The 13,902-nt window shown below is 71.2% G+C and carries 11 protein-coding genes; 6 read left to right on the top strand and 5 right to left on the bottom strand.

The features are described from left to right. Positions 1-100: 100 nt before the first annotated feature. Positions 101-2,482 (top strand): chitinase C-terminal domain-containing protein, encoded by a 2,382-nt coding sequence (locus ACIPPS_RS26390; protein ID WP_401436689.1) that lies wholly within the window; start codon positions 101-103, stop codon positions 2,480-2,482. A gap of 150 nt (positions 2,483-2,632) precedes the next feature. Beyond that, on the top strand, positions 2,633-3,385 hold the full coding sequence (locus tag ACIPPS_RS26385) for an SDR family oxidoreductase (protein WP_401436687.1): 753 nt from the start codon (positions 2,633-2,635) through the stop codon (positions 3,383-3,385). Between the two features lie 105 nt (positions 3,386-3,490). On the opposite strand, the gene ACIPPS_RS26380 is transcribed toward ACIPPS_RS26385, so the two are convergent. Continuing rightward, entirely contained in the window at positions 3,491-4,615 is a 1,125-nt protein-coding gene (locus tag ACIPPS_RS26380; RefSeq protein WP_401436684.1) for an ROK family transcriptional regulator, read from the bottom strand. A gap of 100 nt (positions 4,616-4,715) precedes the next feature. On the opposite strand from ACIPPS_RS26380, the gene ACIPPS_RS26375 reads away from it, so the two are divergent. The 3 genes from ACIPPS_RS26375 (at position 4,716) to ACIPPS_RS26365 (ending at position 8,401) form a co-directional block, all read left to right on the top strand. Beyond that, the gene (locus ACIPPS_RS26375) at positions 4,716-5,945 is read left to right on the top strand and encodes an MFS transporter (RefSeq protein ID WP_401436682.1); all 1,230 of its coding nucleotides are present in this window, start codon (positions 4,716-4,718) and stop codon (positions 5,943-5,945) included. A 182-nt stretch (positions 5,946-6,127) separates the two neighbouring features. Then, on the top strand, positions 6,128-7,627 hold the full coding sequence (locus tag ACIPPS_RS26370) for a uracil-xanthine permease family protein (RefSeq protein ID WP_401436679.1): 1,500 nt from the start codon (positions 6,128-6,130) through the stop codon (positions 7,625-7,627). Between the two features lie 75 nt (positions 7,628-7,702). Next, entirely contained in the window at positions 7,703-8,401 is a 699-nt protein-coding gene (locus ACIPPS_RS26365) for a DUF5995 family protein (protein ID WP_401436677.1), read from the top strand. Positions 8,402-8,502: 101 nt separating this feature from the next. Here ACIPPS_RS26365 and ACIPPS_RS26360 read toward each other — a convergent pair whose 3' ends face one another. Next, entirely contained in the window at positions 8,503-10,200 is a 1,698-nt protein-coding gene (locus tag ACIPPS_RS26360) for a flavin monoamine oxidase family protein (RefSeq protein ID WP_401436674.1), read from the bottom strand. A 58-nt stretch (positions 10,201-10,258) separates the two neighbouring features. Beyond that, positions 10,259-11,065: a carbon-nitrogen hydrolase family protein gene (locus ACIPPS_RS26355; RefSeq protein WP_401436672.1), complete on the bottom strand. Its 807-nt coding sequence runs from the start codon at positions 11,063-11,065 to the stop codon at positions 10,259-10,261. Positions 11,066-11,350: 285 nt separating this feature from the next. Between ACIPPS_RS26355 and ACIPPS_RS26350 the strand changes: the two genes are divergently transcribed. Beyond that, positions 11,351-11,896 (top strand): Repetin, encoded by a 546-nt coding sequence (locus tag ACIPPS_RS26350; protein ID WP_401436669.1) that lies wholly within the window; start codon positions 11,351-11,353, stop codon positions 11,894-11,896. A gap of 54 nt (positions 11,897-11,950) precedes the next feature. Here the strand turns inward: ACIPPS_RS26350 and ACIPPS_RS26345 are convergent, their stop codons facing one another. Further along, positions 11,951-12,406: an Lrp/AsnC family transcriptional regulator gene (locus tag ACIPPS_RS26345; RefSeq protein WP_030204433.1), complete on the bottom strand. Its 456-nt coding sequence runs from the start codon at positions 12,404-12,406 to the stop codon at positions 11,951-11,953. Positions 12,407-12,416: 10 nt separating this feature from the next. Further along, positions 12,417-13,901: an amino acid permease gene (locus ACIPPS_RS26340; RefSeq protein WP_401436666.1), complete on the bottom strand. Its 1,485-nt coding sequence runs from the start codon at positions 13,899-13,901 to the stop codon at positions 12,417-12,419. Between the last annotated feature and the right edge of the window lies 1 nt (position 13,902).

Genomic DNA, 13,902 nt, shown 5'->3' with positions numbered 1-13,902 from the left:
ACCTCCGAGGTACGGCCCGCCGGTGTGCGCACTCCACGGGCCCAACACGACCCACCGCCTTGTTCGTTGTGTTTTTCGACCTCCCCTGGAGGAACCGATCGTGTTGTCCCCCACGAAGACGAGGGTGTCGCTGCTCGCGTCCGGCGCGGCCGTCGCCGGTCTGTTGATCAGCTCCCTCGCCGGCGGTGTCTCGTACGCCGCCGACAACGAGAGCTGCCGCCCGGACGGGCTGTACAAGACTCCCGGCGTCGACGTCCCGTACTGCTCGGTCTACGACACCGAGGGCCGCGAGAAGATGGGCGCCGACCACCAGCGCCGTGTCATCGGCTACTTCACCGGCTGGCGCACCGGCAAGAACGGCGAGCCCGCCTACCTCGCCAACAACATCCCGTGGGAGAAGATCACCCACATCAACTACGCCTTCGGACACGTCGGTTCCGACAACAAGCTGTCGGTCGGGGCGGACGGGCCGAACAACGCGGCCACCGGGATGACCTGGCCCGGCGTCGCGGGCGCGGAGATGGACCCGGGCCTCGCCTACAAGGGCCACTTCAACCTGCTCAACAAGTTCAAGAAGCAGCACCCGAACGTCAAGACGCTGATCTCGGTCGGCGGCTGGGCGGAGACCGGCGGCTACTTCGACGACAACGGCGCCCGGGTGAACTCCGGCGGCTTCTACTCGATGGCCACCAACGCCGACGGTTCCGTCAACCAGGCCGGCATCGACACGTTCGCCGACTCGGCCGTCTCCTTCATCAAGAAGTACGGGTTCAACGGCGTCGACATCGACTACGAGTACCCGACGACGATGAAGGACGCGGGCAACCCGCTCGACTGGCAGCTCGCCAACGCCCGCCGCGCGGGCCTGGTCAAGGGCTACGACGCCCTGATGAAGTCGCTGCGCGAGAAGCTCGACCGGGCCGGCGCCGCCGACGGCAAGCACTACCTGCTGACCGTCGCCGCGCCCTCCTCCGGCTACCTGCTGCGCGGCATGGAGACCTTCCAGATGCAGAAGTATCTGGACTACGTCAACATCATGTCCTACGACCTGCACGGCGCCTGGAACGAGTACGTCGGCCCCAACGCCTCGCTCTTCGACGACGGCAAGGACGCCGAGCTGGCCGCCGCGGGCGTCTACGGCTCCGCGCAGTACGGCGGTGTCGGGTACCTCAACACCGACTGGGCGTACCACTACTTCCGCGGCTCGATGCCGGCCGGCCGGATCAACATCGGCCTGCCGTACTACACCCGCGGCCACAAGAACGTGCAGGGCGGCACCGACGGACTGTGGGGCAAGGCGGCCGCGACCACCTGCCCGGCCGGCGCCGGTCTGACCAAGTGCGGTGACGGCGCCGTCGGCATCGACAACCTGTGGCACGACAAGGACACCAACGGCGCCGAGTCGCCCGCGGGCTCCAACCCGATGTGGCACGCCAAGAACCTGGAGAAGGGGATCGTCGGCGACTACGTCACGCGGTACGGCTTCCCCGCCAACACCACGCTGACCGGCACCTACGCCCGCAAGTACGACTCGACCCTGGTCGCGCCGTGGCTGTGGAACGCGCAGAAGAAGGTCTTCCTCTCCACCGAGGACGAGCAGTCGGTGGCCGCCAAGGCCGACTACGTGGTCGCCAAGGGCATCGGCGGCACGATGGTCTGGGAGATGGCCGGCGACTACGACTGGAACGCCACCAAGGGCCAGTACGAGATGGGTGACACGCTCACCTCGCTGATGTACGACAAGTTCAAGGCGGCCACCCCGTACGGCGCGAAGAAGTCCAACGCGGCGCTGCCGGCCCAGGCCGTGAAGGTGGCCACGGAGTTCACCGAGTTCAAGCTGGGCGACTCCAACTACCCGCTCACGCCCAAGCTGAAGATCACCAACAACACCGCCACCACGCTGCCGGGCGGCACGGAGTTCCAGTTCGACTACGCGACCGCCGCTCCGGGCAACGCCTCCGACCAGTCCGGCTTCGGTACGAAGGTGATCAGCAGCGACCACACGGGCGGCAACGTGGGAGGCCTGAAGGGCGACTTCCACCGGGTGTCGCTGAAGCTCCCGGCCTGGCAGACGCTGGCCCCGGGCGCCTCGGTGGACCTGGCGTTCAACTACTACCTGCCGGTGTCCACGCCGTCGAACTGGACGGTCACCGTCAACGGCACGCGGTACGCGCTCGCCGGCGACCTGGCGCGCGGTACGACGGTGGTGGAGCCGGGCACGACGACCCCGCCCACGACGCCACCGACCACGCCGCCCACCACCCCGCCCACCACGCCCCCGACCACGCCCCCGACCACGCCGCCGACGACGCCGCCGGGCGGCACCTGCACCGCGCCGGCGTACGTGGCCGGCACGGTCTACAACGCGGGCAACGAGGTCTCCCACAACGGCCGCAAGTGGAAGGCCCAGTGGTGGACGCAGAACGAGGCGCCGGGCACGACCGGCGAGTGGGGCGTCTGGAAGGACCTCGGCGCCTGCTGACCCCCGAAGGGCTCGGCGCGCGCTGACGGCCTGAGCCCTCCCGAGAACGCCCGGCGGCGGAATTCACAGGCCCTTGCCGTCGCCGGGTCCCTCCCCCCTTCGCCGCGGCCCGCACGTGCGGGCCGCGGCGAAGGCGTTCACCCTGGAGGCATGACGACCTTCCTGGTGACCGGAGGCACGGGGACGCTCGGCCACCCCGTCTGCGAACGTCTGCGCACGGCCGGACACGAGGTGCGCGTCCTCAGCCGGCACGCCCCGCCGTACGCGGTCGACCTGCGCGAGGGCGGCCCGCTCCTGGACCGGGCGCTGCGGGGCGTGGACACGATCGTCCACTGCGCCAACATCATGCGCGGCGACGACCAGGGCCTACGGAATCTGCTCGACGCCGCGCGCCGGGCGGGGATCCCGCACCTGGTCTACATCTCGATCGTCGGCGTGGACCGCGTACCGCTGCCCTACTACAAGGCGAAGTACGCCGCCGAGGGGATGATCGAGCAGTCCGGCGTCGGCTGGACGCTCCTGCGGACCACGCAGTTCCACGACCTGGTCCTGCGGCTCCTGGCCGGCCTGGCGAAGCCGCCGGTGATGCTGATCCCGAAGGACGTGCCGGACCAGCCGATCGAGGTCACCGAGGTCGCCGAGCGGCTCGCGGAGCTGGCGACGGGCGCGCCCGCCGGGCGGGTGGCGGACATGGGCGGCCCCGAGGTCCGTACGCTCGCCGAACTGGCGACCGCCTACCGGAGGGCGACCGGCATCGCGCGCCGCGTCGTGGAGGTCCCCCTGCCGGGCAGGATCTACCAGGGTCTGCGCGACGGCGGCCACCTCGCGCCCGAGCAGGCGGTGGGGCGCGTGACGTTCGAGCAGTTCCTGAACGCCCGGTTCGGGACCGGCGCCGGTCTGTAGACGAGTCCGGCTCCGGCCTGTGGTCGGGACCGCCCCCCGGTCTGCAGTCGCCTGCTCCGACCGGCTCCGGCTGTGGTCGAAACCGCCCCCGGCCCTGTGGACGGTCTACGGGAAGAGCGCGTCCTGGGCCGCGTCGCGGGCGGCCAGCAGGGCGCCGCGCAGCACCGCCGTGTCGCCGAGGGCGGTCGCGCGGACCTCCGTACGGAGCGGGGAGAGCGCGGCGAGCTCGGCCTCCACGCGGGCGGCGAGGCCCGGTCCGCCCAGGTGTCCCGTCTCGCCCCCGAGGACCACGCAGCCCGGGTCCAGGACCGAGGCGACGGCCGCCGCGCCCACGGCGAGGCGACGGGCCAGGGCGTCGAGGAAGGGGCCGTGCCCGGAGCCGAGGGCACCGGCCGGGTCGAGCCCGTACTCCACGGCGAGGGCGTCCACCGCCGCCGCGCAGGCCAGTTCGTGGAAACCGCCGTCGCAGCCGGTGGCCGAGGGCAGCCCGGAGGTGCCCGGCACCGGCAGGAAGCCGAGTTCGCCCGCTCCGCCCGAGGCGCCACGGCGCAGCCGGCCGTCCAGGACGACGGCCGCGCCGACGCCCTGGCCGAGCCAGATCAGGACGAAGGTGTCGTGGTCGCGGGCGGCTCCGACCCGCTGCTCCGCGACGGCCGCGAGGTTGGTCTCGTTCTCCACGAGCACGGTCGCGGGCAGGCGTTCCTGGAGCGTGGCGATCAGCCGCCGGTGCCATTCGGGCAGTCCGGTGGAGTCGCGCAGCTCGCCGGTGGACGGGTCGATCAGACCGGGCGCGCCGACGGCGACGCTGTGCAGGCCCTCCACCCCGGCCGACTTCGCGGTCCGCTCCAGGAGCGAGACCGCCTTCTCGACGGCGGGCCCGGTCCCGTCCTCCCCGCCGATCGGGGCGGAGGCCTCGGCGAGCGTGGCGCCGAGGAAGTCGGCGACGGTGAGCGAGAGGGAGTCCGTGCGCACGTCGAGCGCGGCGAGATGGGCGCGGTCGGCGACGATCCCGTACAGCTTGGCGTTGGGGCCGCGCCGCTCCGCGCCGGACTCCCCGACGACCCGGACGAGCCCGGAGCCCTTGAGTCGCTCGACGAGGTCGGCGACGGTGGGACGGGAGAGTCCGGTCAGTGTCTTCAGCTGGGTCGCCGTCAACGGCCCCTCGTCCTGGAGCAGTCGCAGGGCGAGCCGGTCGTTGATGGCTCGGGCGGTGCTCGGGGATGCGGCCATGCCGGGATCCTCTCAGACGCGTGCCGACGGTTCGCGGCGTCCCACTATTTATCAGGCAGGGTTCCTGATAGTTTACCGCCCACCAACCGAGGGAGGGCACATGGCGGGCGAGACCGTCTTCAGTACCGAGCGACTGCGGCGGGCCCGGTTCGCCGTCGCGGCCGTCTTCTGCGTCCACGGCGCGGTCACCGGCAGCTTCGCCACCCGGATCCCGTGGATCCAGGACCACGCGGGCGTCAGCGCGGGCCAACTCGGCCTGGCCCTGGCCTTCCCCGCGATCGGCGCCTCGCTCGCGATGCCGCTGGCCGGCGCGATCAGCCACCGCTTCGGCGCCCGCACGGCGCTGCGCGGGCTGCTCGCGCTCTGGACGATGGCCCTCACCCTGCCGTCGCTCGCCCCCCACATCTACGGGCTCTGTGCGGCGCTCCTCGTCTTCGGCGCCACGGCCGGCATGTCCGACGTGGCGATGAACGCCCTCGGCGTCGAGACCGAGAGCCGGCTGGGCAAGTCGATCATGTCGAGCCTGCACGGCATGTGGAGCGTCGGCGCGCTGATCGGCTCCGCGGCGGGGACCGTCGCCGCCCACTTCGGCGGGGACGCCCGGCTCCACCACCTGGTCGCGGCCCTCGTTCTGACGGCGCTCGGCCTGGTCTTCTGCCAGGGCGTACTCGATCTGCAGAGCGCCCCCGACGAGGAGGCCCCACCGCGCTTCTCGCTGCCCCCGAAGTCCGCGCTGATCATCGGCGCGATCGGGTTCTGCGGCGTCTTCGCGGAGGGCGCCAGCCTGGACTGGTCGGCGGTCTACCTGCGGGACGAGCTCGGTTCGTCGGCGGGTGTCGCGGCGGCCTCCACCACCGCCTTCGCCCTGACGATGGCCGTCGCCCGGCTGGTCGGCGACCGGGTGGTGGACCGGTTCGGCGCCGTACGGACGGTACGGGTCGGTGGCGTCGCGGCGACCGCCGGCGGTCTCCTCGTGGTCCTCGCCCCGCACGCCGCCGTGGCGATGGCCGGATTCGGACTCATCGGCCTCGGGGTCGCCGTCGTCGTCCCGCTGGCCTTCGCGGCGGCCGGGCGCAGCGGCCCGAACCCCAGCCAGGCCATCGCGGGCGTCGCCACCATCACGTACACCTCGGGCCTCATCGCCCCCTCCGCGATCGGCGGAATCGCGGACGCCACCTCGCTGGTGTTCTCCTTCGGGCTGGTCACCGTGCTCACCTTCGGCCTGGTGATCGGCGCCGGCGTGCTCCGCCAGGCCTCCCGGCCCACGAGCACCACACCGCCCGTGAGCAGCGGCGCGGCCGGCGCGGCGAACCCGGGGAAGGTCTCCTAGGGCTTCCTAGGGCTTCCTAGGACTTCCTCCGGCTTCTTCGGGCTTCTTCGGGCTTCCTCGGGCACGGTCCGGGAGCGCCCCGACCTCCCGTCGGGGCCCCGGTGACCAGCGGCGCCTTACCATGTGTCTGATCTTTTTCGGCCATGACTCGGCCACCGTCACCGGAGAACTGGAGCGACCTCATGAACCTCGGCGTGCGCTGGACCTTGCACGGCGACGGACGAACACCCGCTCCAGGAGCCGTCGTCCGGCCGGACGAACGGCTCTCCTGGCCCCGTACGGCCGGCCTCGGCGCCCAGCACGTGGTGGCGATGTTCGGCGCCTCCTTCGTGGCGCCCGTCCTGATGGGGCTCGACCCGAACCTCGCCATCATGATGTCCGGCGTCGCGACGGTGATCTTCCTGCTCGCGACGCGCGGCACGGTCCCCAGCTACCTGGGCTGCTCGCTCTCCTTCGTCGGTGTCGCCGCGGCCATCCGGGCCTCCGGCGGCACCAGCGCGACCGTGACCGGTGCGGTGTTCGTCGTCGGCGGCGTGCTGTTCCTGGCGGGTCTGGCGGTACGGAAGTTCGGCGCGCGGATCATCCACGCGGCGATGCCCCCGATCGTCACGGGCGCCGTGGTCATGCTGATCGGCTTCAACCTCGCCCCGGTGACCGCCGCCACCTACTGGCCGCAGGACCAGTGGACGGCGCTGCTCGTGATGCTCTTCACCGGTCTCGCCGTGGTCTGCCTGCGCGGCTTCTGGTCGCGCATCGCGATCTTCCTCGGCCTGATCTTCGGCTACGCCATCTCCTGGATCTTCGACCTGGTCTTCGGCAAGATCCACTCGACGGGTCCCGGCGGTGAGGTCACCGACCACTGGCGGCTCGACCTCTCCGGCGTCTCCCAGGCCGACTGGGTCGGCCTGCCGTCCTTCCACGGTCCCAGCTTCGAGTGGTCGGCGATCCTCGTCGCGCTCCCCGTCGTCATCGCCCTGATCGCGGAGAACGCCGGGCACGTCAAGGCCGTCGGCGAGATGACCGGCGACCCGCTCGACGACAAGCTCGGCACCGCCATCGCCGCCGACGGCGCCGCCTCGATGCTGTCGACCGCCGTGGGCGGCCCGCCGAACACCACGTACTCCGAGAACATCGGCGTCATGGCGGCCACCCGGGTCTACTCCACCGCCGCCTACTGGGCCGCGGCCGGCTTCGCGCTGCTCTTCGGCCTCTGCCCCAAGTTCGGCGCGGTCGTGGCGGCGATCCCGGGCGGCGTTCTCGGCGGTATCACGGTGATCCTCTACGGCATGATCGGCCTGCTCGGCGCCCAGATCTGGATCAACGCCAAGGTCGACCTGCGCAACCCGCTCAACCTGGTGCCGGCCGCGGCGGGCATCATCATCGGCGTCGGCGGGGTCAAGCTGACCTTCACCGACACCTTCGAGCTCGGCGGCATCGCGCTCGGCACGATCGTGGTGATCACCGGCTACCACGTGCTGCGGGCCTTCGCCCCGGCGCACCTGAAGCGGCAGGAGCCCCTGCTCGACTCCGGCACCAGCTCGTACGAGGGCGGCCCGACCGACGACACGAACGGCACGGCTGACGGTACGGGTGGCCGCACGGGTGGCGGTGCGGGCAACGGCACCGATGGCGGTTCCCGGGGTCCCGACACCAAGAACGGCGGGCCCACCACCCGGTCCTAGCCACATTCGCCCGTTCTGGGGAAGCCGGGCCGAGGGAGTTCCCTCCCGGGCCCGGCGCCTGGGACGCTGCTGCTCATGGCGCAGACCACGCAGATCGGGCAGTTCACCGCCGTCGACCCGGTGGTGGAGCGGATGCGGACCATCCGCTCGGGCTGGCATCCCGCCGACGGCGTCGCCGTCTTCAACCGGGTCTATCTGACCGTGACGGAGGAGATCGGCCGGGCCATCGACTCCGGCACGTTCACCGACCGGCGGGCCGCCGCGACCCTCGACGTGCGCTTCGCGGAGCGCTACCTCTCGGTCGTCGACGCGGTGGCCACCGGCTCCCCCGCCCCGGCCTGCTGGCGGCCGCTCTTCCACTACCGGCGCCATCCCGGCGTACGGCCGCTGCAGTTCGCGCTGGCCGGGATCAACGCGCACATCGGCCACGACCTGGCCCTCGCCGTGGTCGACACCTGCCGGGCCCTGGAGTGCGAGCCGGCCGACCTGGAGGACGAGTTCGAGCGCGTCGGCGACATCCTCGTCCTCCTGGAGGAGCGCATCCGCGAGGAGGTGATGCCGGGCCCGGACCTGCTGGAGATCACGGACCCGCTGACCCATCTGCTGGGCTGCTGGAGCCTGGACCGGGCCCGCGACGGAGCGTGGCTCGCCGCCCGCTCGCTCTGGCAGCTGCGCGAACTGCCCGAGCTGGCCGAGGAGTTCACCGAACGCCTCGACCTGTCGGTGGGTCTGGTGGGGCGGATGCTGCTCACCCCACTGGCCCCGCGCGGCTGACCGAGCCGGCCGAGGCCGACCGGTCCGGGCAAGCCGACCGGGCCGGCACAGGCCGACAGAGCCGGCCGAAGGCGGCCCGCCTCGGCCGCCGGCCGGTCGGGTCAGTCCTCCGGGAGCTCGACCGGGGCGATCTCGTCGTAGACGTCGCCCGGGCCCGGGTTGGTGGCGTCGGTCGAGCCGCCGAAGTGGTGCATCACGCCCCACACGGCGTTGAGCGCGGTCTGCACGGCGCCCTCGGCCCAGCCGGCCGTCCAGGAGATGTCGTCGCCCGCGAGGAAGATGCCCCGCTTGTCCTCGGGCAGCCGGTCCTGCATGAAGTGCGTGAACAGGCGGCGCTGGTAGCGGTAGTGGCCCGGCAGGTTCGCCTTGAAGGCGCCCATGAAGTAGGGCTCGTTCTCCCAGGAGACCGTCACCGGGTTGCCGATGATGTGCTTCCGGATGTCGACCTTCGGGTAGATCTCGCCGAGCGACTTCAGCATGACCTCCATCCGCTCGTTCGCGGACAGCGGCAGCCACTTCAGGCTGTCGTCGCACCAGGTGTACGACAGGCAGATGACGGCCGGCTTGTCCGGGCCGTCGTCCAGCAGGTACGTGCCGCGGGTCATCCGGTCGGTCAGCGTCATCGACATGACGTCCCGCCCGGTCTCCTCGTCCTTGTCCAGCCAGAACGGCCGGTCCACCGGCACGAAGAGCTTGGAGCTCTCCATGTAGTGGGTGCGCTCGATCGCCGTCCAGTGGTCGATCGGGAAGAGCGCGTCGTCGCACGCGATCTTGGAGAGCAGCATCCAGGACTGCGCGGTGAAGATCGCCGCCTGGTACGTACGGATGTCATCGGAGGCGTCCGTGACCGTGATCCGGTTGCCGGCGGTGCGGTTCAGCCGGGTCACGGCCGGCTTCGGGTCGCCCCCGTGCAGGGACATCAGGGAGGTGCCCTGGGCCCAGTGGACGATCTTCTCCGGCTCGCGCTCCCACAGGCGCAGCGGCAGCTGCTGCGAGCCGCCCACGATGCCGCGGTGGTGATCGTCGGCCTCGGTGTAGACGACCCGCAGGATCTCCAGGATCGAGTTGGGGAAGTCGGTGTCCCAGCCGCCCGTGCCGAAGCCGACCTGGCCGAAGATCTCGCGGTGCCGGAAGGACTTGAACGACTCCGACTCGCAGAGGAAGCCGTAGAAGGTCTGGTTGTCGAGCTTCTCGACGAGCTTCGACCAGATCTCGCGGATGCGCGGGACGTCGCGCTCGCGCATGGCCTGGTTCATGTCGGAGAAGTCGGCGCCCTCGTCGAGGCAGGCGTTCCAGGCGTTCATCACGTCGCGGTAGACCTGCGGGAGGTCGTCGACGGTCTGCGCGTAGTGCGACTCGCCCTTCAGGTCGACCACGGTCGACGGGGTGGACTCGGCGAGCGGGTTGGGGAACGCCTGCGTCTCCAGGCCCACCAGGTCGATGTAGTGCTGGAAGGCGGTGGAGGAGGGCGGGAAGCGCATGGCGCCCATCTCGGCGGTCAGGCCCTCGGTGCCGGTGCCCTCGAAGCCGACGGTGCGCAGCCGGCCGCCGATCTGGTCGGCCTCGTAGACGACGGGCTTGAGGCCCATCTTCATCAGCTCGTAGGCGGCGATGACGCCCGAGAGACCGCCGCCGATGACGGCGACCTCGGTGCCGTGCTCGGTCGCGGGTATCTGACCGAGACCGGCCGGGTGGGCCAGGAAGTCGTCGTAGGCGTACGGGAAGTCCGGACCGAACATGGTGATCGGCGGCTGGCCGTCGCTGTGCGGGACGGCGGTCGTGGGCACCGTGGACGTCATGGGGTACGGACTCCTTGCACGGAAGAACAACGGGGAGGTCGGGGGGGGAGGCGACGGCTCAGCCGAGGGAGCCGTAGAGGCCGGGGCGCCGGTCGCGGAGGTACGGGTTGTCCTTGCGGGAGGCCGCGAGGAGGGCCGGGTCGACGTCGCCGAAGACGAGGTCCTCGCCGCGGCCGGCCCGGACCCGGGCGGTGCCGTCGGGTGCGGCGAGCGTGGAGAGGCCGACGAACTCGAAGTCACCCTCGCGCCCGGCCCGGTTGGCGTACGCGATGTAGAGCTGGTTCTCGAAGGCGCGCACGGGGACGACGGACTCCGGCACGACCTCGGCGGGGTGCATGAGCGCGGTCGGAACGAGCAGGAGGTCCGTACCGGCCAGCGCCTGCGCCCGTACGTTCTCCGGGAACTCGACGTCGTAGCAGATCATCAGGCCGACGGTGAGGCCGCCGAGCTCGGCCTGGACGACGGGGTCCTCGCCCGGGGTGAACCAGCGGCTCTCGAAGGCGCCGAAGAGGTGGGTCTTGCGGTAGCGCGCGAGCGTGGCGCCGTCGGCGCCGATCAGCTGGGCGGCGTTGTACAGGACGCCGTGCCGCTCGGTGTCCCGCTCCGGGTAGCCGTAACCGATGGCGAGGCCGTGACGGGCGGCGAGGGCGGCGACGGCCTGGGCGGAGGGGCCGTCGGCCGGTTCGGCCAGGCGCGCGATGTCGGCGCCGATCGCGTACCCGGTGAGGAAGAGCTCGGGGGCGAGCAGCACCCCGGCGCCTGCCTCGGCCGCGCGGGCGGCGGCCTCGTCGAGGATCTTGAGGTTGGCGGCCACGTCGCCGAGCTCACCGGAGCTCTGGAGCAGGGCGGTGCGCAGCGCGGGCATGGGCCATCCTCGGGGGGATCGGAGTGCGGGGGGAAGACGTCAAAAACGGTACGGTTTCGCGCTCGATCGGGACAAGGCGCGACCGTTGCGGACCGACCGTCGAACCGTTGCGCGATCTGCGACGACGACGGCGATTCGTTGCGTACGGCTCCGACGGGGGTCCGGCGCGGGTCGCAGACCCCCTCCGCCGCGTGGCGGAGAGAGAACCCTTCCGTGGCGCGACGCCCCGCGGCGGCGCCGGCGGAAGAGTGGTGGTCGTCCGGTTGACCTGCCGAAAGGACCGCCATGAACCACCGTACGAAGATCGCCTCGCTGGCCGCCGCCCTGCTGATCACGGCCGGGGCCGCGGGCTCCGCCGTCGCCTCCGGGGACGGCCGGGGCGGCAGCCGCGAGGCGGCCGCGCTGACCGGCAGCGCGAAGATCTACCGGGTGGCGAGCGACGACATCACGTTCTCCTTCGACGCCCATCTCGCGTCGAAGGACAACATGAGCCCGGAGGCGGCGACCGGCACCTTCCGGTTCAGCCACTACAGGGACGGCAAGGGCGGCTACGCCGTGGTGAAGGTGGACTGTCTGGTCACGGGCGGCAAGGTGGCCACCGTGACGGGCAGGGTCATCGAGACCGACCTGGGGGTGTTCCGGGACCGCCGGGTGGGAGTCTCCGTGCACGACCTGGGCAGGCACGACCGCCTGGGCTACAACTGGGTGACCCAGGACCCCGAGCAGGGCGATGTGCCTCCGTGCCACACGCCGGCCCCGTTCGAGAGGACGAAGGCCGGAACGGGCGACTTCAAGGTGCTGCCCTGGCAGCCGGAGTACCCGACCGAATAGCCCGAGGGGCGGTGCGGGAACCACGGCCCGCACCGCCCTTCGTCCCGACACCCCCTAGGCGGGCGAGCCGGAGGAGAAGCGGCGCAGCAGCGGCGAGAGCACCAGGACGGACTTGGTGCGCTCCACGAACGGCTCGCCCGCGATCCGCTCGAGGACGCGCTCGAAGTGGCGCATGTCGGAGGCGAAGACCTGCACGACGGCGTCCGCGTCGCCGGTGACGGTCGACGCGGACACCACCTCGGGGTACCGCTCCAGACCTCGCCGGATGTCGTTCGGCGAGGTGTTGTGGCGACAGTAGATCTCGACGAAGCCCTCGGTCTCCCAGCCGAGCGCCGCCGGGTCCACCCGTACGGTGAATCCGGTGATGGCGCCCTCGGCCCGCAGCCGGTCCACCCGCCGCTTGACAGCGGGCGCGGACAGTCCGACGAGCGAGCCGATGTCGGCGTACGAGCGGCGGGCGTCCTCCGCGAGGGCGTGGACGATGCGTTCGTCGAGGTCGTTGAGTCGCACTACGGGTGGATCACTTCTCTGTCTCGGTCGCCACCGGCGTCTCGGTGGCCAGGCGGGAGCGGCGCATGCCGTACAGGAAGTAGAACACGAGGCCCGCGGCCATCCAGCAACCGAAGACCACCCAGGTGATCGAGTCCAGGCTGAACATGTTGTACACGCAGAACAGGAAGCCGAGGATCGGGAAGGTCCAGCCGAGCGGCACGCGGAAGGTGCGGTCCATGGTCGGGCGGGTGCGGCGCAGCACGATGACCGCGATGTTGACCAGGGCGAAGGCGAACAGGGTGCCGATGCTGGTGGCGTCGACGAGCTTGCCCAGCGGGATGACGGAGGCGAGGGCGCCGCAGAAGAGCGAGACGATCACGGTGTTCACGCGCGGGGTGCCGGTCTTGCCGCTGACCTTGGCGAAGACCTTCGGCACGAGGCCGTCGCGGGACATCGCGAAGAGGACGCGGGTCTGGCCGTAGAGGACGGTCAGGACGACGCTGGCGATGGAGATGACGGCGCCGGCGGCGAGCAGCGTGCCCCAGAAGGCCTGGCCGCTGACGTCGTTCATGATCGCGGCGAGGGTGGCCTCGGAGCCCTCGAAGTCCTTCCAGTTCCACGCGCCGACGGCGACGGCCGCGACGAGGACGTAGAGGACGGTGACGATGAGGAGCGACAGCATGATCGCGCGGGGCAGGTCGCGCTTCGGGTCCTTCGCCTCCTCACCTGCGGTGGAGGCGGCGTCGAAGCCGATGTACGAGAAGAAGAGGCTCGCTCCGGCGGCGCTGACGCCCGCCATGCCCAGCGGCATGAAGTCGGCGTAGTTGCCGGACTTGAAGCCCATGAAGCCGATGGCGCAGAAGAGCACCAGGGCGGCGATCTTCACGAAGACCATGACGGTGTTGACGACGGCCGACTCGCGGGCGCCGCCGAGCAGGAAGACCATCGCGAGCAGGACGACGATCAGGCCCGGCAGGTTGATGATGCCGCCCTCACCGGGGGCCGAGGACAGCACCTCGGGGATGGTGACGCCGATCGTGCCGTCGAGCAGTTCGTTGAGGTACTCGCCCCAGCCGACCGCCACGGCGGCGACGGACACGCCGTACTCCAGGACCAGACACCAGCCGCAGACCCACGCGACAAGTTCACCCATCGTTGCGTACGCATACGAATAGGAGGAGCCGGCGACCGGTATCGAACCCGCCAGCTCGGCGTACGAGAGGGCGGAGAAGAGCGCGGTGAGGCCGGCGAGGACGAAGGCGATCGTGACCGCGGGGCCGGCCTTCGGGACGGTGTCGCCGAGGACCACGAAGATGCCGGTGCCGAGCGTCGCACCGATGCTGATCATGGTCAGCTGCCACATCGAGAGGGTGCGCCGCAGCGTGCCGCCCTCGCCCTGGCCACCCTCGGCGACCAGGCGTTCTACCGGCTTGCGCCGGGTCAGGGCGGAGAGCCCGGAGGTCTTGGGGACGGACGGCTCGACGGCCGGTGAGGCCGTGCCTTGATCCAGCACT

Origin of the sequence: Streptomyces sp. NPDC090127, from assembly GCF_044746945.1 — a bacterium.
Taxonomy (GTDB): domain Bacteria; phylum Actinomycetota; class Actinomycetes; order Streptomycetales; family Streptomycetaceae; genus Streptomyces.
The sequence above is the reverse complement of the archived record's forward strand: the minus strand, read 5'-3'. Positions and strand labels throughout refer to the sequence as shown.